This is a genomic window from Nocardia sp. NPDC006982 (genome assembly GCF_042869435.1).
Classification (GTDB): domain Bacteria; phylum Actinomycetota; class Actinomycetes; order Mycobacteriales; family Mycobacteriaceae; genus Nocardia.
Map to the genome: position 1 here is coordinate 99,910 of NZ_JBIAFV010000003.1, position 20,617 is coordinate 120,526.

Annotated in this window: 24 protein-coding genes; 13 read left to right on the top strand and 11 right to left on the bottom strand. The window is 65.0% G+C overall.

Annotation, left to right across the window (positions count from 1 at the left end; all coding sequences use genetic code 11):
- The first annotated feature begins 7 nt into the window (after positions 1-7).
- From rbsD to ACFYOW_RS13710, 4 genes are all read left to right on the top strand, one after another.
- Positions 8-397 carry a D-ribose pyranase gene (gene rbsD, locus ACFYOW_RS13695; protein ID WP_387287696.1) on the top strand — a complete coding sequence of 130 codons (390 nt, stop codon included), beginning with the start codon at positions 8-10 and terminating at the stop codon, positions 395-397.
- A 188-nt stretch (positions 398-585) separates the two neighbouring features.
- Positions 586-1,974 (top strand): amidase, encoded by a 1,389-nt coding sequence (locus tag ACFYOW_RS13700; RefSeq protein ID WP_387287698.1) that lies wholly within the window; start codon positions 586-588, stop codon positions 1,972-1,974.
- A 60-nt stretch (positions 1,975-2,034) separates the two neighbouring features.
- A complete protein-coding gene (locus ACFYOW_RS13705; RefSeq protein ID WP_040689570.1) occupies positions 2,035-2,604 on the top strand; it encodes a DJ-1/PfpI family protein in 570 nt (189 codons plus the stop codon).
- A 64-nt stretch (positions 2,605-2,668) separates the two neighbouring features.
- On the top strand, positions 2,669-3,121 hold the full coding sequence (locus ACFYOW_RS13710) for an SRPBCC family protein (RefSeq protein ID WP_387287700.1): 453 nt from the start codon (positions 2,669-2,671) through the stop codon (positions 3,119-3,121).
- Positions 3,122-3,135: 14 nt separating this feature from the next.
- Here ACFYOW_RS13710 and ACFYOW_RS13715 read toward each other — a convergent pair whose 3' ends face one another.
- On the bottom strand, positions 3,136-4,056 hold the full coding sequence (locus ACFYOW_RS13715) for an EamA family transporter (RefSeq protein WP_387287702.1): 921 nt from the start codon (positions 4,054-4,056) through the stop codon (positions 3,136-3,138).
- A 239-nt stretch (positions 4,057-4,295) separates the two neighbouring features.
- Between ACFYOW_RS13715 and ACFYOW_RS13720 the strand changes: the two genes are divergently transcribed.
- On the top strand, positions 4,296-4,799 hold the full coding sequence (locus ACFYOW_RS13720) for an Lrp/AsnC family transcriptional regulator (RefSeq protein ID WP_387288805.1): 504 nt from the start codon (positions 4,296-4,298) through the stop codon (positions 4,797-4,799).
- A 27-nt stretch (positions 4,800-4,826) separates the two neighbouring features.
- Here the strand turns inward: ACFYOW_RS13720 and ald are convergent, their stop codons facing one another.
- Positions 4,827-5,933 carry an alanine dehydrogenase gene (ald, locus tag ACFYOW_RS13725; RefSeq protein ID WP_387287703.1) on the bottom strand — a complete coding sequence of 369 codons (1,107 nt, stop codon included), beginning with the start codon at positions 5,931-5,933 and terminating at the stop codon, positions 4,827-4,829.
- A 186-nt stretch (positions 5,934-6,119) separates the two neighbouring features.
- Positions 6,120-6,638: a PadR family transcriptional regulator gene (locus ACFYOW_RS13730; protein WP_387287705.1), complete on the bottom strand. Its 519-nt coding sequence runs from the start codon at positions 6,636-6,638 to the stop codon at positions 6,120-6,122.
- Positions 6,639-6,728: 90 nt separating this feature from the next.
- On the opposite strand from ACFYOW_RS13730, the gene ACFYOW_RS13735 reads away from it, so the two are divergent.
- Positions 6,729-7,289, top strand: coding sequence for a hypothetical protein (locus ACFYOW_RS13735; RefSeq protein ID WP_387287707.1), 561 nt, complete (start codon positions 6,729-6,731; stop codon positions 7,287-7,289).
- A gap of 16 nt (positions 7,290-7,305) precedes the next feature.
- Entirely contained in the window at positions 7,306-8,607 is a 1,302-nt protein-coding gene (locus ACFYOW_RS13740; protein ID WP_387287709.1) for a carotenoid oxygenase family protein, read from the top strand.
- A 2-nt stretch (positions 8,608-8,609) separates the two neighbouring features.
- Here the strand turns inward: ACFYOW_RS13740 and ACFYOW_RS13745 are convergent, their stop codons facing one another.
- Together ACFYOW_RS13745 and ACFYOW_RS13750 are read right to left on the bottom strand one after the other, a co-directional pair.
- On the bottom strand, positions 8,610-9,587 hold the full coding sequence (locus ACFYOW_RS13745; RefSeq protein ID WP_387287711.1) for a zinc-binding alcohol dehydrogenase family protein: 978 nt from the start codon (positions 9,585-9,587) through the stop codon (positions 8,610-8,612).
- A 55-nt stretch (positions 9,588-9,642) separates the two neighbouring features.
- Entirely contained in the window at positions 9,643-10,383 is a 741-nt protein-coding gene (locus ACFYOW_RS13750) for a PP2C family protein-serine/threonine phosphatase (RefSeq protein ID WP_387287713.1), read from the bottom strand.
- A gap of 168 nt (positions 10,384-10,551) precedes the next feature.
- Between ACFYOW_RS13750 and ACFYOW_RS13755 the strand changes: the two genes are divergently transcribed.
- Positions 10,552-11,376, top strand: a complete 825-nt coding sequence (locus tag ACFYOW_RS13755; protein WP_387287715.1) for a class I SAM-dependent methyltransferase — start codon at positions 10,552-10,554, stop codon at positions 11,374-11,376.
- A gap of 81 nt (positions 11,377-11,457) precedes the next feature.
- Positions 11,458-11,649 (top strand): hypothetical protein, encoded by a 192-nt coding sequence (locus ACFYOW_RS13760; protein WP_062987240.1) that lies wholly within the window; start codon positions 11,458-11,460, stop codon positions 11,647-11,649.
- 24 nt (positions 11,650-11,673) lie between these two features.
- Here the strand turns inward: ACFYOW_RS13760 and ACFYOW_RS13765 are convergent, their stop codons facing one another.
- The gene (locus ACFYOW_RS13765) at positions 11,674-12,072 is read right to left on the bottom strand and encodes a hypothetical protein (RefSeq protein ID WP_387287717.1); all 399 of its coding nucleotides are present in this window, start codon (positions 12,070-12,072) and stop codon (positions 11,674-11,676) included.
- Between the two features lie 176 nt (positions 12,073-12,248).
- Between ACFYOW_RS13765 and ACFYOW_RS13770 the strand changes: the two genes are divergently transcribed.
- A complete protein-coding gene (locus tag ACFYOW_RS13770; RefSeq protein ID WP_387287718.1) occupies positions 12,249-13,100 on the top strand; it encodes an alpha/beta fold hydrolase in 852 nt (283 codons plus the stop codon).
- A 2-nt stretch (positions 13,101-13,102) separates the two neighbouring features.
- Here ACFYOW_RS13770 and ACFYOW_RS13775 read toward each other — a convergent pair whose 3' ends face one another.
- Entirely contained in the window at positions 13,103-14,323 is a 1,221-nt protein-coding gene (locus ACFYOW_RS13775) for an FAD-dependent monooxygenase (protein ID WP_387287720.1), read from the bottom strand.
- 95 nt (positions 14,324-14,418) lie between these two features.
- On the opposite strand from ACFYOW_RS13775, the gene ACFYOW_RS13780 reads away from it, so the two are divergent.
- Positions 14,419-15,186, top strand: a complete 768-nt coding sequence (locus ACFYOW_RS13780) for a TetR family transcriptional regulator (RefSeq protein WP_387287722.1) — start codon at positions 14,419-14,421, stop codon at positions 15,184-15,186.
- 138 nt (positions 15,187-15,324) lie between these two features.
- Here the strand turns inward: ACFYOW_RS13780 and ACFYOW_RS13785 are convergent, their stop codons facing one another.
- Positions 15,325-16,140, bottom strand: coding sequence for a class I SAM-dependent methyltransferase (locus tag ACFYOW_RS13785; RefSeq protein ID WP_387287724.1), 816 nt, complete (start codon positions 16,138-16,140; stop codon positions 15,325-15,327).
- Between the two features lie 121 nt (positions 16,141-16,261).
- On the opposite strand from ACFYOW_RS13785, the gene ACFYOW_RS13790 reads away from it, so the two are divergent.
- The gene (locus ACFYOW_RS13790; protein ID WP_387287726.1) at positions 16,262-16,903 is read left to right on the top strand and encodes a TetR/AcrR family transcriptional regulator; all 642 of its coding nucleotides are present in this window, start codon (positions 16,262-16,264) and stop codon (positions 16,901-16,903) included.
- 11 nt (positions 16,904-16,914) lie between these two features.
- Here ACFYOW_RS13790 and ACFYOW_RS13795 read toward each other — a convergent pair whose 3' ends face one another.
- Entirely contained in the window at positions 16,915-17,151 is a 237-nt protein-coding gene (locus ACFYOW_RS13795; protein WP_387287728.1) for a hypothetical protein, read from the bottom strand.
- A 161-nt stretch (positions 17,152-17,312) separates the two neighbouring features.
- Here ACFYOW_RS13795 and ACFYOW_RS13800 point away from each other — a divergent pair, with 161 nt between their 5' ends.
- Positions 17,313-18,257, top strand: coding sequence for a hypothetical protein (locus ACFYOW_RS13800; protein WP_387287729.1), 945 nt, complete (start codon positions 17,313-17,315; stop codon positions 18,255-18,257).
- A 63-nt stretch (positions 18,258-18,320) separates the two neighbouring features.
- On the opposite strand, the gene ACFYOW_RS13805 is transcribed toward ACFYOW_RS13800, so the two are convergent.
- Together ACFYOW_RS13805 and ACFYOW_RS13810 are read right to left on the bottom strand one after the other, a co-directional pair.
- Positions 18,321-19,538 carry a cytochrome P450 gene (locus ACFYOW_RS13805; protein WP_387287731.1) on the bottom strand — a complete coding sequence of 406 codons (1,218 nt, stop codon included), beginning with the start codon at positions 19,536-19,538 and terminating at the stop codon, positions 18,321-18,323.
- Between the two features lie 13 nt (positions 19,539-19,551).
- Positions 19,552-20,610 (bottom strand): cytochrome P450, encoded by a 1,059-nt coding sequence (locus ACFYOW_RS13810; protein WP_387287733.1) that lies wholly within the window; start codon positions 20,608-20,610, stop codon positions 19,552-19,554.
- Positions 20,611-20,617: the final 7 nt, after the last annotated feature.

Sequence of the window (20,617 nt, forward strand, 5' to 3'; positions counted from 1 at the left end):
CCGAACCTTGCGCACCAGCGGACTCATTCACGCCGGTTTGCTCGCCGCGCTCACGGCGCTGCGCCATACCGACCTCTTCGCCGTCAGCGACTCCGGCCTGCCGACACCCGTCGGCGTCCCCGTCATCGACCTTGGCATCAGCTACGGATTCCCCCGGTTCGAGCCGATCCTCGACCTGATCCTCGACGAGGTCACCATCGAAGCCGCCTGGGGCAGCCGCGAGGTCGCGGACCAGAATCCGGAGGCCGCGGCCTTGCTCAGCGGCCGCCTGAACGCGGAGTTGATCGACCACGACGACTTCAAACAACGCATCGGGGCCTGCCGGTTCGTGGTGCGCACCGGTGAGGCCCGCCCGTATGCCAATGTGTTGCTGCGGGCGGGGGTGCCCTGGCTGTAGCGTTCAGAAATATTGTTACTTGCAACATTGAACCCAGCGCAGGTGCGGCCCGTATCGATTGCGGAATGGTCAGTTGACTATCTACTGTCGGGTGCTCGGATCAATGACTGATTCCACAGGTCACGCCAGCTCGGCGACTGTTCGCAGCTTGCATCGACACGACGTGTGGGTCGGAGGGAGCGGTAGAGATGGATCTTCGCGAGGTTGTGTCCGCGGGTGTGTGGGAGCAGCGACAGCTGCTGGATCAAGGGGTGCTGACGGCCAGTGAACTGATCGAGGCGACCCTCGACGGGATCGATCAGGCGGGCGAGCTCAATGCCTTCACCAGCGTCCTGCACGAGCAAGCCGTAGCCGAAGCGATCGAACGCGATCAGCTGGACGTCGCGGCGCGCGGACCGCTGCACGGCGTCCCGATCGCGGTGAAGGACGAAATCGACGTTGCGGGCGTCGCGACCACCTTCGGCACCCGCGCCAACCTCACCCCTGCGGTCGCCGATGCCGAGGTGGTGCGGCGGCTCCGGGCGGCGGGTGCGGTCATCGTCGGCAAGACCACCATGCCGGAGTTCGGGCAGTGGCCCTACACCGAATCCACCACCTACGGGCTGACCCGCAATCCTTGGGACAGGACCCGCTCGGCCGGCGGCTCCAGCGGTGGTTCGGCCGCGGCGGTCGCGGCGGGGCTGGTGCCCGCCGCGCTCGGCGGTGACGGCGGCGGCTCGATCCGGATTCCTGCCGCCTGCTGTGGACTCTTCGGCCTGAAATCCCAGCGCGGACGGGTGCCGACCGCACCGAACGAACATCTGTGGTGGGCATTGGGCGTCATCGGCCCGCTCACCCGAAGCGTGCTGGATTCGGCGATCGTCTACGACGTCATCCGTGGCGCCACACCGGCCGACCGTTTCCACGCCCCCGATCCGGAGCTGTCGTTCGAGGAAGCTGCCCGGCGCACACCGACCAGCCTGCGAATCGGCTACTCCACGAAATCACAGACGGTGCTCGCGAAGGCGGTTCCCGAACATGTGCGCGCGGTGCACGACACCGCCGAACTCCTCGCCCAACTGGGACATACGGTCACCGAGATCAATCCGGACTATCCCGATTTCACCTCCGCCTTCTATCCGCAGTTCTACGGGGGCGTGCACGCCGAGATCCCGCTCGTCGATCATCCGGAACGGCTCGAACGCCGCACTCGCCAAAACCTGATGCTCGGTTGCTGGGCTCGCAGGCCGGTCGTCGAATGGGCGATACGCCGCGGTGAAGCCTTGGCGCGCAAGGCCGATCGCATTTTCGACAAGTGCGATCTGCTGCTGACCCCCACCATCGCGCACCGTCCGCCGCGGGTCGGCGTCCTCGACAATGCGAACCCCGTCCGCGCACAACTCGCCTCGGTCCCCATGGTCGCCTTCACCGGATTCTGGAATGTGACCGGGCATCCGGCCGCCTCCCTTCCCGTGGGCATGGCGAGTGATGGGCTACCGCTGGCGGTCCAACTGGTCGGACCGGCGAATGGTGAGACCACCATCCTGTCCGTTGCCGCCCAACTCGAACAGATCCGCCCGCACCCCCGTCTCGCATAACTCGAAAGCCCCTGCCTCCGCTGCCATTGTCGATAAAATTCGCACCGGAGGTGATGTGCCGTGACAAGTGTATTGCTGATCACCGGAGACGCGGCCGAAGACCTGGAGGTCATGTACCCCTACCAGCGGCTGCTCGAGGAGGGGTACGAGGTCCAAGTGGCCGCCCCCACCGCCAAAAAGCTGCAGTTCGTAGTGCACGACTTCGTCGACGGTTTCGATACCTATACCGAGAAACCCGGACACACCTGGCCCGCCGATATCGCGCTGGCCGATGTCGATCCGAGTCGGTACGCGGCGTTGGTACTGCCCGGCGGACGAGCGCCGGAGTATCTGCGCGGCGATGCGGAGTGCCGCAGGGTCGTCAAACATTTCGTCGACGAGGACAAACCGATCGCGGCGCTGTGCCATGGTCCGCTGATTCTGCTTGCCGTCGGCGCGCTGAACGGTCGCTCGTCGAGCGCCTATCCGGCGTTGGCACCGGATCTGAATGCTGTTGGCGCACAATGGGAAGACAGTCCGGCCCATGTCGACGGCAATATCGTGACCGGTCGCGCGTGGCCGGACCATCCGCAGTGGATGCGTGCGTTCTTGGAGGTGTTGCGCGCCAAAGCGCCCGCCCCGGGTCAGTAGGCCTTGGCGTCCCGCCGCACACTGCACTACTATCGCGTGTAGTAGACGAGTGGGAGGGGCATTCATGGAAACCATGACAATCGAGCGCGTCATTGCGGCGCCGATCGACGATGTCTTCGACTGGCTGACCGACGCGAGCAACTACACCAAGGCACGAATTGTGCTGCGCGAGCGCCTGATCCAGCAGGGCGAGACGGCACCGTACGGGCTTGGTGCCGTCCGAATCCTGACCTGGGGCATCGGCTGGTTCCGCGAACGCATCACCGGCTACCACGCACCGCACGAATTCAGCTACCTCGTCGAGCGCAGCGTTCCGGCTTCTCGCCACGAGGGCGGCCGGCTGATCTTCACCGAGGTCGACGGCGGCACGCGAGTCAGTTGGACCACCACCGCCGAAGCGCGCCTGCCCTTCGCCGCCGCGTGGTTCACCCGCGTGCTCGCCAAACCGGTGATCATCTACTCCTTCGGCCAGGTGCTCGACGCCGCCGAATCCGCACTGGCCCAAGCGAATCGGTAGGCGTCGAGCCCCTGTCAGCGGTCGCGCGCGCCGAGTGTCAGGAATGCGAGCCCGAGTGCCAGCACCGCCAACCCGCACCACGACACGATCGGCAACCGCTCACCGACCACGACCACACCGAGCACCGCGGCCACGGCGGGTTCGGCGAGCGTCAATGTCGTCGCCACCTGCGCGGACGTATGCCGAAGACCGTAACCGAACAGGCGGTAGGCGACGAAGGTGGTGAACACCGCGAGATGCAGCGCCACCGCGACGCCGCGACCGGTGTGCAGCCAGGATGTGTTGGTGCACAACACAACCGGCAGCACCAGCAATCCGCCGATGCCGAACATCGTGCCCATCACCGCATTCGACGAATGGCCGTGCGCGATGAGCCTGCCGCCGATCAGCGAATAGACGGCGTAGGTGAGTCCACCGAATGCGGCGAGCGCGATGCCGAACAAGTCGACCGGTGCGGTCCCACCTGTCATTTCGGGTCCGAGCACGAGGACGGCACAGCCGAGGACCGCCGCCGCGGTGGCACCGGCCCACCGCCGGTTCGGGTTCCCCTGCCCGGCAACCCAGGCCAACAGCCCGGCGAAAACCGGCGCACTACCGAGGGCGATCACGGTGGCGACGGCCACGCCCGTCCGCGCCACGGCCGGATAGAAGGTCACCGGATACCCCGCCACTGCCAACGCCCCGACGACAACCAACCACCACTCGCTGCGCGTGCACCGCAACCGCGTGCCGGTGGACAAGAACAACAACAGCCCACCGAACACCAACCCGGCGCATCCGATCGCCGCCGCCGGCGCACCCGCGGGAGCCAATGAACTGGTGGTTCCGGTGGTCCCCCACAGCACCGCCGCGGTCAGGATGGGAACCGGACCACTGAACGCCCGGACACCCGAATGTTCAACCGCAACAAAAGATTTGATATCAGGCAAGGCCATGCACTTCCGTCATCGAATTCGACAGGGATTCGAAACGGGCGCACGACATCACACCGAGACTGCCCTCTGGAACAGCCCGGTCCGCGAATCAGGAATTCAGCAGGTGCGCCCGATCAGGCGCACGGCGGCGGCGTAACAGCATGCCAATAGATATCCACGCGACGATCCTAGCGCAATGACCGGCCCTGGATCGAATGATCTTCGATAGAGTTGGCCTGGTGAGGAAGATTGATTCACCGATCGGGCCTGCGGTCGGTGCAGTGCGAACCGCGCCTCGTCCGGCGGTGCAGTTGGACGATATCGACCGGATACTGCTCGATCAGCTCGCACGCGACGGGCGTATGACCAACAGTGCGCTCGCCGATGTCGCGGGGATCGCGCCGTCGACATGCCTGGGGCGGGTGCGGTCGCTGGTGGAGCGCGGCGTGATTCGCGGATTCCATGCCGATATCGATCCGGCGGCGCTCGGCCGGAATCTACAGGCCATGATCGCGGTTCGGGTGCATGCCAACGCACGTCCGCACCTCGCCGAGTTCGGGGAGCAATTGGCCGTACTCGACGAAGTGCTGAACGTGTACTTCATCGCGGGCGCCGACGACTATCTGATCCATGTCGCGACGGCCGACAGCGAGGGACTACGGGTCTTCGTACTGGAACATCTGAGCGCACATCCCGCGGTCGCCTCCACCGAGACAATCCTCATCTTCGAGCACGTGCGCCCGCGAACCAGCCCGATGACTTAGCTCGCCCACCCCGCCCGGCTGCCATCCCTAGGCGGCCAGCCTCTCGGCGTCGTAATCATGCGCCGCCGCAACGGATTCGGACAGCAGGTGGCCGCGGTGTGTGCTCAGACCGGCGGCCAGGCCCGGATCCGCAGCGGCCGCCTCGCGCCAGCCGCGCTCGGCGAGCGAGATCGCGTACGGCAGTGTGGCATTGGTGAGCGCGACGGTCGAGGTGTACGGCACCGCACCGGGCATATTGGCGACGCAGTAGAACACAGAATCGTGCACCTGATAGGTCGGCTCGGCATGGGTGGTCGGTCGCGAATCCGCGAAGCAACCGCCCTGATCGATGGCGATATCGACCAGCACCGAACCCGGCTTCATCTGTGCGACAAGGTCATTGGACACCAGCGTCGGCGCCTTCGCACCGGGCACCAGCACCGCACCGATCACCAGATCCGCCTCCCGGACCAGACTCTCCACCTCGAAGGTATTGGAGATGATGGTCCGCACCTGACCGCGATACTGCTCGTCCAGCGCACGCAGTCGCGCGATATTCAGATCCAGCACGGTCACGTCGGCGCGCATGCCGACCGCGACGGCGATCGCATTGCTCCCCGAGACACCACCGCCAAGCACGACCACGTTCGCTGGACGCGCCCCCGGCACACCGCCCATCAGCACGCCGCGACCGCCGCCGCTGCGCATCAGGTGGTACGCACCGGCCTGCGGCGCGAGCCGGCCCGCGACCTCGCTCATCGGCGCGAGCAGCGGCAGTGAGCCGTCCCTACCAGTGACGGTCTCGTAGGCGATCGAGGTGATTCCTGAGTCGAGCAGTGCGTCGGTGCACTCCTTGGAGGCCGCCAGATGCAGGTAGGTGAACAGCAGCTGCCCCTCGCGCATGCGCGAATACTCCTCGGCCACCGGCTCTTTCACCTTGAGCACCATTTCCGCGGCGCCCCAGACCTCATCGGCGGTGTCCAGCACCCGCGTCCCGACGGCCGCGTACGCCATATCCTCGAATGCCGACCCCTGACCGGCACCGGCTTCGATGTATACCTCGTGTCCGCGCGAAACCAGCTCGTGCGCACCGGCGGGTGTGCACGCGACCCGGTATTCGTGGTTTTTGACCTCGCGGGGAATTCCGATCTTCATCAACACTCCTGTACGTCGATCCGGCGGATTGGCGACATGTGATCCGTTCGATCACCTCAGTGCGAGTATGAAGATCATTCAAGATCAGGTCTATATTGGTGAAGATAGTTCTCTATCCAATGAGCAGGGCATCCGGATATTCATATTCGAGGATCGGCCGGAGTCCCGATTCGAAACATATTCGGCCTAGCGCTGCGGGATCTGACCGATGGCCCACTCGGCCCACTCCTGGCTCATCGCATGGAACCGCTTGCCCCACTCCATCGCGATGCGGCCGTAGACGGACAGGTCGTCATCGTCCCAGTCGATCGACGCCTCGAGTGCGGCCAGTTCGGCCCCGGCCTTCTTGGATCCGGTTTCGATATCGGACAGGTAGTCGCGGGCATACGGCCGCGAGACCGCGCCGAGAAAGAAGACGCGCAGCAGCATTTCGTTGCGCGCCACACGTTTCGGCTTGGTCGTAGTGAGCCACTCCCGCAGATCCGCCAGGCCCGCGTCGGTAATCGTGTATTCCTTGCGCCCGCGCGGCCCCTCATCCGATACCGCGATCGAGCCCGCATCGGCGAGCTTGGTGAGTTCGGTATAGATCTGACTCTGAGTGGCGGGCCAGACATTGGCCAGCGACACCTTGAATCGTTGCAGCAGGTCGTAGCCACTGGCCGGACGATCGGCCAGCAGTCCGAGCAGGGCATACCGGAGACTCATGCCATCAGCCTACATTCCACTATTGACATGTCGAAAGCTGAGCCTCTAACTTAGACATGTCAAAACTGGAATATCGAGGAGTTCTCGGACATGTCCTATCTGCGCGCTTTCGCCCCATGGATCGTCTTCGCGGTAGTCCCGTCGCAGTACTGGCAGTGGGCCGCGCTCGCCGCCCTCGGCGTCTCGGTACTCGGTATCGCCCAGCAGGTCCGAGCCGGTCAGCGACCGGAAGCCATGGCCATCGATATCGGCTCGATCGTCTTCTTCGCAGCGCTGACCGTCGTCGCCTTCGCCGATCCGGACAGCGCCCTGCACCCCTACACTCCGGCGCTCTCCTCCGGCGTGCTCGCCGTGGTAGCGGGCTTATCGCTGGCGGTGCGCGTGCCGTTCACGCTGCCGATCGCCAAACAGACCACACCGCAGGAACTTTGGGATCATCCGGTCTTCATCCGCACGGCGTATGTCATCACCTCGGTGTGGACCGCGAGTTTCGTCATCGGCTGCCTCGCACTGACCGCGCTCGCGCACTCCGCCTCGAGTGTGCGCACCATCGTGCAGGTCCTCGCCTTCGTCCTTCCGGTGCTCTTCACGATCCGCTACGTCGCCTACATCCGGGCGAAGGCGAACTCGCTCAATCCTTCCGCATCCTGAACAGATCGGCCCCATCATGTCCACCTCGGTTCCGCATCTCACCGGCAACTACGCACCCGTCACCGAAGAGCTCACCGCCTACGAATTACCCGTCACCGGAACGATTCCCGCCGAATTGACCGGCTGGTACCTGCGCAACGGCCCGAATCCGCATGCCGCGGCCTCCGCACACTGGTTCCTCGGCGACGGCATGGTGCACGGCGTCCGGCTCGAACAGGGCCGCGCGGTCTCCTACCGCAACCGGTGGGTCCGCACCTCAACCTTCACCGACGACGCTCAGGTTCGCGATGCCGATGGCAACCTCGATCTCACCGCGGGGCTCGCCAATACACATGTCATCCGGCACGCCGGACGCACCCTGGCACTCGTCGAATCGTCCTATCCGTACGAATTGACCTGCGAGCTGGATACGGTCGGGCCCTACGACTTCGACGGCAAGCTGCGCACCGCCATGACCGCACATCCCAAGACCTGCCCGACAACCGGCGAACTGCATTTCTTCGGCTACGCCTTTACCGCGCCCTATCTGACCTATCACCGCGCGGACGCCGCAGGCAATCTAGTGGTCAGCCGCCCGATCGAGGTGCCCGCCGCGACCATGCACCACGACTTCAACCTCACCGCCACCCATGTCGTATTCATGGATCTGCCAGTGGTTTTCGATCTCGAGACCGCGAAATCCGTTGGCGGCATGCCGTTCCGGTGGCGCGACGATTACCAGGCCCGGCTCGGGGTGCTGCGACGTGACGATCCGTACGGCGCGATCCGGTGGTTCCCGATCGATCCGTGCTACGTCTTCCACACCCTCAATGCCCATGATGAGCCCGGCCGGATCGTGCTGCATGTGATCCGCTATCCCAATCTGTGGCGGCAGGATGCGCACCTTCCGGAGCACGCCTCGCTCTGGCGCTGGACCATCGATCTGGCCACCGGCACCGTCGCCGAACAACAGCTCGACGATCGCGACGCCGAATTCCCGCGCATCGACGACCGGCTCGCGGGTCTGGATTCCCGCTTCGGCCACGCCACCGTCGCCGGGGACAGCGGCGCATTACTGCGCTACGACCTGCACACCGGCACCAGCACGGCACACGAATTCGGTCCGGGCCGCATTCCGGCCGAGGCCGCCTTCGCACCCGGGGACGACCGCCCCGGCGGCGACGGCTATCTCATGACCTACGTCTACAACGCCGACACCGACCGGAGCGATCTCGTCATCGTCGACGCGTCCGAGTTGGCCGCGCCACCGGTCGCGACCATCCATCTACCCGCCCGCGTGCCCTACGGATTCCACGGAAACTGGCTGGCCGACAAATGATTTCAGCCGTTGACCGCAAGCACCAGCTTGCCGGTCGAGGCGCGACTGGCCATCAATCGGTGCGCCTCCGCGACCTCGGACAGCGGGAACTCCGCAGTGATCGGCAACTCCACCTGACCCGTGGTGACCAACCGGAAGGCCCGATCGGCAATCTCGCGCAATACCTGCGGCGCATCGGCGGTGAGACCGAGGATCGAGAATCCGGAGATCGACAGCCCCCTCGGATAGAGCTCGGGCTGGCCGATCTGCCAGCCCGGCTCACCACTGGCATTGCCATAGGAGATCAGCCGGCCGAACAGCGCCAGCGATTCGAGACCGCGCCGCAAGGTCTGCCCGCCTACCGGGTCGAGCACGATATCGACACCGCGTCCGCCGGTCGCCGCCCTGACATCGTTCTCGAAGGTCTCGGCGAGGAAGGCGTCGTCATAACCGAGTTTGCGCGCGTATTCCGCCTTGGCCTCGCTGGAGACCACGCCGTACACCGCGCCGGCCCCCGCCAGCTTGGCCACCTGCCCCACCACCGTGCCCACCCCGCCCGCCGCGGCCTGCACCAGCACGGTCTCCCCCGGCTGCAGCTTGCCGACGGTGTCGATCAGCGCGTAAGCGGTCGGCAGCACCGTGGGAAGCGTTGCGGCCGTTCGCAAATCGACACCATCGGGCACCGCGAAGACCGTCGCGGCAGTCACCACGGCGACCTCGGCGTAAGCGCCGCCATCGGTGATCGCCGCCACCGACTGGCCGACCGTGAACCCGTCGACATCGGCGCCGATCGAACGCACCCGACCCGAAAGTTCGAGTCCCGGCACGAACGGCAGATCCCGAACCCGATACCCCACCGAACGCGCCTGCAGGTCGGCGAAGTTCACCCCGACATATTCGACATCGATCGCGATCTCACCTGGACCCGGCTCCGGAGCATCGAGCTCCACCTCCTGCAACACCTCGGGTCCGCCCAGTTCACTGATCTGAATCGCCCGCATAACCCCACACTCCACTCGACAAACACCGACGAGCTAGTTTTAGCAGGAAATGGGGTCAGCGGCAGTCCACGACGAGTGCCGTCGCATTATCAGTGCTACCGGCCTGTAATGCGTTGTCCACCAAGGTTTCCGCGGTGTCGGCCGCGGTTTGCCCCGCGACGAGTATCGACTTGATCTCGATCATATCGAGCCGCTTGTGCACGCCGTCGGTGCTCAACAGCAGTCGGCCCCGGCTCGATCCGGTGGCGGCGCGACCGATGACATCCGGACTCGCGGTGCGGGTGGAGGTGGTGACGAGGTGGTCCATGCGATTCGCCGGGCGAACCCCCCTGGCGCGCATGAACTCCGCCACGGTGTGGTCAGTCGTGATCTGGTGCAGCACCCGGCCGTTCCAGCGGTAGGCGCGACAGTCCCCGACCCAGGCGATATCGCAGGGCCCGTCGGGCTGATCGGCGGCGGGCAGCACCGCGATCACGAGCACGCTGTCGGCCTGCTCTTCCGGGAATTCACGCAGCAACTCCTGCTGAGCCGCGACCACGCCGGCCAAGGCACCGTTGCCCGCACCGATCCGCGCGGCGACCGAGGCCGCGGTCCGCGCCGCCCTGGCCGCGGGCAGGTTGTCGCCGACCCCGTCGGCGACAACGAATGCGGTACGCCCGGCGGTGGGGTCGGTGTAGGTGGCGAAGGCGTCGGCATTGAGTGAGCGCCGGCCACGGGTGCTCACCACACCGGGCGTGATACCGCCGAGCTTTGCCGGATCCGGGCGGACGATGGCGATCGAAGCGGTTGTCTGCAAGGTCTGACCTCCTTGGGCTGGACCTGCCCCAACACTGCCGATCCGCACAACTCTGTAACTCCAGTGAACCTCGGTTTTCCGTGTACCGTGCCAAAATTACGTGAGAGAATCCTTTGAATCGTCGGCGGACCCGCCGTGGGCATCCGACTGCCGAAATACGATGGCTCGGTGGACAGCGTCGACGGCCCCGATCAATTGCTGGCGAACCGCGGCAACTGGGATGCCCGTGCCCCGATTCACGCGGCCAGCGAGTTCTATCGCGATCGCGATTCGTCGTATTGGTTCGCGCCCTTCGAATGGGATGTCCTCGGCGACGTGCGCGACCGAGATGTGCTGCATCTGCAGTGCCATCTCGGTACCGAGACAATCGAATTCGCCAAGCGCGGGGCAACGGCGGTCGGTCTCGACTTCTCCTCCGCCTCCATGAGGCACGCCCGAGAACTCGCCGCCGATGCCGTCGAGTACGTATGCGCCGATGTCTACGATGCGCCGAATGCGCTGGGGCACAGGCAATTCGACATCGTCTACACCGGCAAGGGTGCCCTCTGCTATCTGCCCGACCTGCCGCGCTGGGCGGCGGTGCTCGCCGAACTGCTGCGCCCGGGCGGCCTCGTATACATCGTCGAATTCCACCCGCTGCTGCACTCCCTCGGACCGACGCCACCGGCCGGCGTCGATCCGGATTCACTTGTCCTGCACGATGATTACCTCGAGGGACGTGGTGCGCAGCGCCGCGACAGCGACCACACCTACACCGACGGCCCGGCACTGACCAGCAACACGACGGTATACGAATGGCGCCACGGGCTCGGCGAAGTGATCAATGCCCTGATCGGCGCTGGGCTGCGCATTACCGATCTCACCGAAACCGAGATGTTGCCGTGGCCGCGCTGGTCCCGCATGGTCCGCACCGACAACGGCTGGTTCCGGCTCCCGCCGACGGACCCCATCCTCCCGCTGCTGTACGGATTGGCGGCAACCAAACCGGCCTAGCCGCAGCATATCCCGCAGCTTTGCTACGCGATAGCCACTGCACTCTTTACACTGCGACGATCCACATCGAGGGAGCGTCGAGTGTCCACTACCGTTCAGGTCTTGTTCGTTGTCGTCGCCGTGCTCGTCGGCATCATCGTCGCGGTGATATCCGGAATTCTCTCCAAGGTCAGCGGTTCGCCCGCGGGCATCGTGATCCGTGACGGCGGCGTCGCCTTCGCGGGTACGGCCGGTCTGACCCTGCTACTACTCAAGGCCATCGGAGTGCTTTGAGCGCCCGCGGCCGAACAGCCTGAATCAGTTGCCGAAGACGACGCAGGCGAAGCCGACATGTACGCCGGTGCCGACCCGGACGTCGACCGTTCCGATAGGTGTGACGTCCGGGGCCTGCACGGCGCTGAGCCTGTGCGGGCCGGTGGTCTTCGGGATCCAGGTCAGCAGGGCGATGCCGCCCAGCGGTCGGACCACCCCGAACAGGACGCCGTTGTCGTAGAAGGAGACCAGTTCGGCGGCATTGCTGACATAGGCCTCGGCGGTGGCCGGGCAGTCGGTGCCGTAGTTGGTCGCCATGCCGTAATTCGAATCCGGCATCACCCCCACCCTGGTCACCGCGGCATTCGCCGTCGGCGCGGTGCAGGCCAGTGCGGCGATCGTGGTGCCGAGCACGGTCGCGGTCGTGATCGTTCGGTAGCTCATGATTCGGTCCTCGTAGTGCGGTGCCGAGTTGCCAAGCGGAGATCATAGATACTCGCCCGGGCGCTACATCACGAATCGCCCAGCGTTGCGCAATTATGTACCCGGCGGTTCGTTTTGCGGGTCGATATGAGCGGTCATACACGGCCCGAGATAGAACGTGTTCTAACGTGTCGGGTATGGACGTGACATACGAAGGCACGAAACGGGAGCTCGCCACCGATCAGGGCGTGCTGCGCTATCACGAGGCGGGCGACGGGCCACCGCTGCTACTGCTGCACGGCTCCGGGATCGGCGTGAACGGGTGGCGTAACTATCGCGGGAATCTCGAGGTCTTCGCCGAGCACTTCCACTGCTACATCCTCGAATTCCCCGGATTCGGCGTGAGCGACCCGGTGGACGGACACCCCGTGCTGACCGCGGGCGCGGCGGTGCTGCGATTCTTGGACGGGCTCGGCATCGAATCCGCTGCCATGGTCGGCAATTCGATGGGTGGTGTGGTCGCGGCGAATCTGGCGATCCAGCATCCGCAGCGGGTGCGCAAGCTGGTCACCATCGGCGGAATCGGTCCGAATATCTTCAGTTCCAGTCCGAGCGAGGGAATTCGGCTGCTGCAGGAATTCGCCGACAAACCCGATCGGGACAAGCTGCTGCGCTGGTTGCGTGCCATGGTCTACGACCCCGCGGTGATCACCGATGAGATCATCGAGGAACGCTGGGCGGCCGCGCAGCATCCGGATACCCAGCAGACCGCCGCCATGATGTACGGCTCGGCCGCGTGGGCCATGCAGCAGAAATTCCTGGCGAATTCGAATACGCCGCCCTATTGGTCGATGCTGCACAAAGTGCAATGCCCGACCCTGCTCACCTGGGGTCTGGACGACCGGGTCAGCCCGCCCGATATGGCGCTGGTGCCGATGCGCCAGATTCCCAATGCGGAACTGCACGTGTTCCCGAAGAGCGGGCACTGGGTCATGATCGAGGCCAAGGCGGCCTTCGAACGCGCCACCCTGGAATTCCTGCGCCGCTGAGTTCAAGCCTGGCGCGCCGGACGGCATGTCTTGGCAGTGACCGGAATCTCCGGATATTCCGGCAGGGATTCGTTCGTCTTCGGCGCCACGATGCGTTCCATACCTGCCATGGACTCCAGCACAGGGAGCCGCGTGAGGGTATTCCGAATTGCCATGCCCGAGCGGGTTTTCGGCACCATCAGCCGCAGGTTCGGTCCGATTTGCTGTTTGCGGTCGACCAGTGCGCGGTGGCTCTGCTCGTAGCGGCGCAAACCGATGCGGTAATCGCCGTTCGCGGCGGCGAGTGCACCCGCGAGCCGGTAGGCGCCGACGAGGGCGAGTTCGGCACCGGCTCCGGATGCCGGTGAGGCGCAATCGGCGGCGTCACCGACGAGGGCGATGCGGCCGGTCGACCAGGAATCCATGTGGACTTGGCCGAGGGAGTCGAAATACAAGTCCGGATCGGCGAGTGTACCTTCGAGCAGTTGTGCCACGTGCCATGCGGATTCGGTGCCGAACCGTTCGGTCAGCAGCGCGCGGGCCGCGGCGGTATCCCGCGGATCGAGGTCAACGAGTGGGCTGCGGAATATGAAGTAGGCCTTGGCCTGTGCGTGATTGCCGGAACGGTAGATGCCTGCCATCGCGCCCGGGGTGTTGTAGACGCTGACCCAGCGGTCGGGCCCGAGCGCCGCATCCGCGTTGCCGAAGGCGAAGTAGTGGTCCAGGTGGCGGACGAAATTCGATTCCGGACCGAAGGCCAGGCGCCGCACGGTGGAGTGCAGTCCGTCCGCGCCGATGACCAGGTCGAACCGCTGTCGCGGAGCGCGTTCGAAGGTGACGGTGACGCCGTCGTCATCCTCGTCCAGGGCCTGGATCGAATCGCCGAACAGGTATTCCACGTCGCGGTTGCTGTCGTGCAGGATCCGGACGAGATCGCCGCGCATGATCTCCACCTCGGCGCTGGCGTACTTGTCCTTGATCTTCTGCATATCCACCTGGGCGATGGAGTCGCCGGTGGTGTTCACGAACCGCATTCCGGCGACATCGGCGGCCGCCGACCGGATCTGCGACATGATGCCCATGCGCTCGGCGACCTCGATCGCCTGATCCCGCACGTCCACCCCTTGGCCGCCGACTCGCACGCCGGCCGCCCGCTCGACGATTGTCGGCTGGAAGCCGTGCCGCACAAGCCAATACGCCAGGGTCTGTCCGGCGATGCTCGCACCGGAGATCAGAATCCGCATTGCCCACTCCTTGTCTCGAAATCATCTGACCGTTGGTCAGTAAGACCACCGTACGGCGCTGACCAACGGTCAGTCAAGCGGTAGGATCGGTCACCATGGCCGATGATTCGCGTGCCCGCATCCTGCAGACCGCGCTCGACCTGTTCGCCGAGCGCGGATACCACACGGTTTCCGTGCGCGAGATCGCCGAACGGGTCGGGCTGACGAAAACCGCTGTGCTCTACCATTTCCCGAGCAAGAGCGATATCGTCGCCGCACTCGTGGAGCCGCTGCTGGTCGACAGCGAAACGGTGCTCGAGTCGGCGGCACGCGGGCGGGACGCGCAAGCGCGCCGCTGGACAGTGGTGGCCGGGTTGCTCGAGGTGTGGCTTTCGCACGGTCAGCTACTGCGGATGCAAATGCAGGACCAGGCATTATCCGCCGACGAGGCGACCTTCGCGCGATTGCGCACCATCGCACTGTCGGCCCAGGACCTGATCGCCGGGCCCCGCGCCGATTTCACCACCCGAGTGCGTGCCGCGCAGGTCTATGCGGCATTGAGCGATCCTGTGGTCATCTTCGCCGACCGGCCCGCCGACGAACTCCGCGAGGCCATTCTCGATGGTGCCCGGCGGTTACTCGGCACCGCTGCCGATCCACAGCCTTCGGCCGCCCGAAACGACCCCGCCCATATCCCGGCTGCCAAGGTCCCCACCACCCGCCCGAACCGCCGCGGCCGCCCCGGAGCAATGACCTCGGAAATGATCGAATCCGCCCGCCACATGCGAGATTCCGGCCGCCCCATCGACGAGATCGCCGCCGAATTCGACATCTCACGCGCGACGTTGTATCGGCACTTGAGCAAGCAGGCCAGCGAATTATGAGATTATTTTCGAGACGCGTTAGTGTTTCCCACTGTCCAGGTGACGACCGCTGATCCGATCGCTGCCGCGGCGGGCTTGCGGGACGATTCACTGGGTGCGCAGCATTGCGCCCTACGGCGGAAACGCCCGACTACCCGGTCATGATCGGGTGGCTCGGGCGATCACCTGGATGGCCCGCAGGCTGCCGTCAGCCAGGCCGCGGGTCAGGTTCTCGGCCTTCTCGGCGAAGTTCGGGACGAAGGCGTGCAGCCCAACGGGATTGGGGGGCGAGGCCAGTACCGTCCGCATGGTCGCGGCTGCGTGTTCGGTGAGGTCGTTCCACTGCTCGATCACGAAACCCGCTGTCTCGATCGCCTCACGCAACGCATCGGGAGTCACCAGATGGCTCTGTTCCGGTTGCTCGGCCCACGGCAAAGGGTAGTCGGGGTCGCCGCCCGAACCTGCGGTGATATCCCAAATCGCGAGCAGGCCGCCCGCGACCAGGACCCGGCGGGCTTCTCGGTAGAGCAAGTCCTTGTCGGCGACGTTCATCTGCACGTGCTGACTGAACGCGACATCGAAACTGCCGTCGGCGAATGGTAGCGCGGCGACGTCGGCTCGGTGCACCGCAATCCGATCCTCCAGTCCGACAAGCTCATTGAGCCACTCGGCCGTATCGCAATAGTCTGCGGTCAGGTCGACAGCGGTCACCGGGCAACCGCATCGGTCCGCGATGAAACGGGCGGTACCGCCGATCCCGCTACCAGCGTCGAGCACTCGGCTGTGCTGCGTCAGGCCGGTCAGCTCCGCCAGTTGATACGTGGCAATGCGACCCATGGTGTGAAAGTCCTCGACCAGCGCGAGATCTGCGAGTCGCAGACTGCCGAGATCCCTGCCTGCGGCAGTGAGGGCACGTTCGATGCCGAGGCGAGAGACGCCGGTCGCGTACGGGATTTCGATCGAAATATCGTTCATTTCAGCACTTTTCGGTATGCGACAAGGAAGCGGCCAGGAAAGTAACCACTGGTCACATAATCGAGTATGCAGCCACATGTGACCATCGTCAACATCTCGGCGGATATGCGATCCTGTCGGCATGAGCAAGCCCTACCACCACGGCGCGTTGCGCTCGGCTCTCATCGAGGCGGGTGTGGCATTGGCACGCGACGGCGGACCCGACCGCGTGATCCTGCGTGAAGTTGCCCGCACGGCCGGGGTTTCGCATTCGGCCGCCTACCGCCATTTCACCGATCGTGAGGCACTGCTCGGCGAGGTGGCCGGCCATGCCCGCGGCGAGCTCGCCGCCGAGATGAGCCGCCGCATCGCCCGCACCCGGGACCCACGCCGACAGCTGCAAGCCGTCGGTACCGCGTACATCGATTTCGCGCTGAACCAACCCGGACTGTTTCGCACCGCATTCGGTGTACACGCCGTCACCGCCGAATCCGAACCGCACACCGACGGCGCGAACCCCTACGAAATCCTCGGCCGCGTGCTCGACCAGGCGCAGTCGGCCGGACTACTGGCCCCCGAACGCAGGCCCGGCGCAGAGATTGCCGCCTGGTCGACCGTCCACGGCCTGGCCTGCCTGCTGATCGACGGCCCGCTGCCCACCGATCCGGCCGCCATCGAGTTCGCGGTCGGGCGCGTGCACGAACTCATCGACCGGGGCCTGCTCGATCAGCGGCCGGACACCTACCTGGACGAAGACATCGACCAAATCGGGTCTCCGCGTTGAGGTCCGGAGCCCTAGTGCGCGACAACCAGGCGTTCGGGCAGGACTCCCGTCTCGGCCCAAGTTACCGCGATCTTGCGGGCGACCGCGCCGAACAGAATGGTTCTGGCCTGTCCGCTTCCGGGTTCGAGCGTCTTTGTGGCCTTGTTCAGGATGATGAGCTGCTCGAGCCCTCCGGCACCATTGCTGTACCCGTAGCGAACCTGCTCGGCTGTTTCGTCCAGCTTCCGAACCTCGGCATATATCGCCATAATCCACCCCGATCGCCATAGATCAATCTTGCGCAGGATAGCTGAACCGGTCTGTGCGTCCGAGCGACCTCGGTGCGCGAATCGCCGTCCGGAGCAACCGAATCGCCGCCAATTACGTATAAGCGACATAAAGCCCGGACAACACGACTAGTCTGCGGCGCATGGCAGTTGCGTGGCCGGATGAAATCGATGATGTCCTGCATGGTGATCTCACCGTCGGATTGGCCTATATCACTCCGGCCGGTGGGGCGGTGGTGACGGCGGTATCGCCGATCGGGATGCGGGATCGGGAGTTGGGGACGGTCGGGTTCACGACCTCGCTCGGCTTCGGCCGCAAGCTGGAGCGGATCAAACGCGAGCCGAAGGTCGCGCTCGCATATCACGCGCGTGAGCACGGACTCGGCGACCAGAACAATCGGAGCTTCGTACTGGTACAGGGCGTCGCCACCTTCGACGCCAAGCCCGACCCCGACACCCTCGACCGCGTCGGCGAGCAGGCGACGCCCTATCTCGGCGCACCACGGCGCGGCCTCTTCTGGGATCGCTGGCTCAGCGCGTATTACACCGATCGGGTGCTGGTGACGGTCGCGGTCACCCGGATCATTTCCTGGCCGAACCCGGATGCGACCGGCGAACCGGAGGTATTCGGCGAACCGCTGCCGGCCACCGTGGATTCCCAGAAGCCGCCCGCCAAAGGCACCGGTCCCCGGGTGGACAGCGCCAAGGCCGCTGCGCGCGCCACGAAGCTACCGCACTGTCTGCTCGCCTATCGCCAGTCCGACGGCTATCCGGCGGTGGTCCCCGCGCAGGTCACCGGCTCGAGCGAGGCGGGGGTAAACCTCACTGTCCCAGCGGAAATCGCCCAGGGCGGCCGCCGCGCGGGTCTGCTCGCCCACACCTACCGCCCACAGCTCGTCGGCCTCGAATGCCGCCAGCACACCGGCTGGATCGAAATCGACGGCACCGATGCGACCTACGCACCCCACACCGAGTCCGGTTTCATCGCACCGCCGAACAAGACACTGCTGTTGCTGGCCAACGGGTTGATGGCCCGCCGCGGACTGGCCCAAGCCCGAAAACAGGGCCGCATCGACGCCTTGAGCTGACCCCGGAAAGACACGAACCCCCTTCCGATCGAAATCGGAAGGGGGCCCGGCTTTTCAGGTGGACTAATCCAGCGTAACCGGCAGCCTGGCATGCCCATTCGAGATGAAACTGACCACCGTCCCCAACTCGGACGGGTCCGCCGCCAACCGCATATTCGGAAAGCGCGCGAAGATCGCGGGCAACGACACCAGCGCCTCGAGCCGAGCCAACGGCGCCCCCAGGCAATGGTGCACCCCGTAGCCGAAAGCCAAGTGGTCTTTACTGTCTCGGGCCAGATCGAATTGATCGGCGGTGTCACCGTGAACTTTCGGATCACGGTTCGCGGCCGCGTACGAGGCGAGAATCGGCTCGCCCTTGGCGATATGCACCCCGTCGATCTCGATATCGTCGACCGCGAACCGCAGCGGCAGATGCGCGACCGGCGCCTCGAACCGCAACGCCTCCTCGACCAGATCGGCCCACGTCGCCCGCTCCGCGACCAGTGCGGCGCGCTGCTCCGGATTGGTCAGCAGCGCGAAGATCGCCTGGTCGAGCAGATTGACCGTGGTCTCGTGCCCGGCGCTGATGACAAGCAGCAGCGTATCGATCAATTCCTGCTCGGTGAGCTGGGACCCGTCGTCCTCATCGCGGTGTGAGATAAGCAGACTGGTCATATCGTCGCCGGGATGGTCGCGCCGATACGCCACCAATTCACCGAGGATCCGATACATCTCCATGTAGTTCGCCTGCGACTCCTCCGGACCGAGCGAGGTGTCGAAAATACCGTCGACGCATTTGCGCAAGCCCGGATTGAGTTCCTCGGGCACACCCATCAATTCGGAGATGACCTGAATCGGCAGCGGATACGCGAAACCCTCACGCAGATCGACCGATTCGCGCGCGGGCGTCTTCGCGAGCTCGGCGAGCAGTTCCTCGGTGATCCGCTCGATCTGCCCGCGCATCGCCTCGGTGCGCCGATGGGTGAATGCGGGCGCGACCAACTTGCGCAGCCGCTTGTGGTCCGCACCGTAGGCGGTGAACATATTGTTCACCGCGACCCACAGGAAAAGCGGCCAGTCCTGAGGAATCTCGCCGTTGATGAACGCGGGCCAGTGCTGGCTCGCATCCTTGGATACCCGCGCGTCGACGAGCAGCTTCTTGAGCAGCCCGGCATCGGTTACCGACCAGGCCCGCACACCGCCGGGCAATTCCACCAGTGCCACCGGCCCACGCTCGCGCAGGCGTGCGGATTCGCCCTGGATATCGGTTCCCGTGAGATCCAGGGTAATAGGTTGTTGCACTACAGAAATCTCCTTACAGCATGGCAAGCGGAGAGGATTTGGGAAAGGCGACCGGGAGGGATACCAGGGCCCGATGGAACGGACCCGGCCGCCAGGCGAGTTGTTCGGGCTCTGCCCCCAAACGCATTTCGGGAAGTGCGTCGAGCAGCTGGTCGATGGCGTCCTGGACAATGAGATAGGCGACCGACCGCGCCGGGCAGGAATGTGGGCCCACACTCCATGCCAGATGCGAACGGTTGGGCCCGAATTCGCTCACCCCGACGGCGGGATCGTTATTACATCCCGACATGCTGATGACGACCGGTTGGTGAGCGGGCAGCCAGACGCCGTCGATGAGGATCGGCTGTCTCGGATAGGAGACACAGTAGTTCGCCATCGGCGGGTCGGTGAACAACACTTCGTCGAGTGCGTCACGGGTGGAAAGACTTCCGCCGTGCACGCTGCCCGCGAACCGGTCGTCGGTCATCATCAGCAGCAGTGTGTTGGTGATCAGGTTCTGCTGCGGTTCGATGCCCGCGCCGTAGACGGTGACGAGCTGGTGGATCATCTCCTCGTCCGACAGCACGGCCGGATGCGCGATCAGCCGCGAGGTGATGTCGTCGCCCGGAACGCTGCGCTTCAGCGTGACGAGTTCGAACAGCGCGTCGGTGAGCATCGCATTGCCCTTGTCGGCGTTCACACCTTCGAAGATGGCCGCCATCCCGGTGGCAACCTGCTGACCGATCTCCGCCGGACAGCCGAGCATCTCGTTCAGCACCTGGAAGGTGAGCGGAAATGCGTACTGGCTGATCAGATCGGCCGCACCGTCACCGCAGAAGGCATTGATCAGTGGAATGGCGGCATCTTCGACGACGGCATGCAGTGCGTGCAGATCGACTTCGGCCAGGCTTGCCGCATTCGCCTGTCGATAGCGCAAATGCTCGTTTCCCGCACTGCGCAAGGCATTCGGCCGCCATTCCAGCATCGGCAGGACCGGGCATTCACCGGGAATCTTTTGCTGCCAGATGCGCGGATCCGCCGGAAAGTGGTCGGGATCGTTGAGGATTCGTACGGCGGTGTGATAGCCGATCACCAAAGTC